Below are 1,515 nucleotides of genomic sequence, written 5' to 3'. Positions count from 1 at the left end.
CACTCCATCGCCTATAAGCTGATGTTTATCGTTGCCGTCACATGCTGAGCGACGAGATCTTGTCGCTGGCGCCGCAGGGCGGTTTCAACCTGCACGGCTCGCTGCTGCCGCGTTACCGCGGCCGCGCGCCGGTGAACTGGGCGCTGGTGAATGGCGAAACCGAAACCGGCGCCACGCTGCACAAAATGGTGAAACGCCCGGACGCCGGCGATATCGTCGGTCAGCAGAAAGTGACCATCGCAGACAACGACACTGCGCTGACGCTGCACAAAAAAGTGCTGGAAGCCGCGCAGGTCGTGTTGAAAGAGCAACTGCCGAAACTGAAGAACGGCACCGCCACCTTCACCCGTCAGGATGAGTCTCAGGCCAGCTACTTCGGCCGTCGCACTGCGGCGGACGGCGAGATCCTGTGGCACAAATCCGCTAAAGAGATCAATAACCTGGTGCGCGCCGTCACGGAGCCGTACCCGGGCGCGTTCAGCTACCTCGGCCAGCGCAAACTGATTGTCTGGCGCTCTCGCGTGCTGGACACCCAACACGATAAACAGCCGGGCACCGTGCTGAGCACCTCGCCGCTGGTCATCGCCTGTGGCGAAGGCGCTCTGGAGATCGTCGCCGGTCAGAACGACAGCGGTCTGTACGTGCAGGGCAGCCGCCTGGCGCAGGAAATGGGCATCGTCACCGACGTGCGTTTGGCCGCCAAGCCGAACGCCGTAATGAAACGCCGCACCCGCGTGCTGATCCTCGGGGTTAACGGCTTCATCGGCAACCACCTGACCGAGCGCCTGCTGCGCGACGACCGCTACGACATCTACGGTCTGGATATCGGTTCTGACGCCATCAGCCGCTTCCTCGACAACCCGCGTTTCCACTTTGTGGAAGGCGACATCAGCATCCACTCCGAGTGGATCGAGTATCACATCAAGAAATGCGACGTGGTGCTGCCGCTGGTGGCGATCGCGACGCCGATCGAATACACCCGTAACCCGTTGCGCGTGTTCGAGCTGGACTTCGAAGAGAACCTGAAGATCGTTCGCGACTGCGTGAAATACAACAAGCGCATCATCTTCCCGTCCACCTCAGAAGTGTATGGCATGTGCGACGATAAAGAGTTCGACGAAGACCATTCGCGTCTGATCGTCGGGCCAATCAACAAGCAGCGCTGGATCTATTCGGTCTCCAAACAGCTGCTGGATCGGGTGATCTGGGCTTACGGCGCCAAAGAAGGCCTGAAGTTCACGCTGTTCCGTCCGTTCAACTGGATGGGGCCGCGTCTGGATAACCTGGACGCTGCGCGCATCGGTTCTTCCCGCGCCATCACTCAGCTGATCCTCAATCTGGTGGAAGGTTCGCCGATCAAACTGATGGACGGCGGCGCGCAGAAACGTTGCTTCACTGACATCAACGACGGCATCGAAGCGCTGTTCCGCATCATCGAGAACCGCGACGGCCTGTGCGACGGCCAGATCGTCAACATCGGCAACCCGACCAACGAAGCGAGCATTCGCGAGCTGG

The 1,515-nt window shown here is 60.3% G+C and carries 1 pseudogene; it reads left to right on the top strand.

Going from position 1 to position 1,515, the window contains the following annotated elements:
• Window positions 1-35: 35 nt before the first annotated feature.
• Window positions 36-1,515: pseudogene (gene arnA / locus ADK28_RS02790) on the top strand (bifunctional UDP-4-amino-4-deoxy-L-arabinose formyltransferase/UDP-glucuronic acid oxidase ArnA); the annotation flags it as partial.

The organism is Serratia sp. 506_PEND, from assembly GCF_001076875.1.
Taxonomy (GTDB): Bacteria; Pseudomonadota; Gammaproteobacteria; order Enterobacterales; family Enterobacteriaceae; genus Serratia; species Serratia marcescens.
This window is presented reverse-complemented; position numbering and strand designations above follow the sequence as displayed.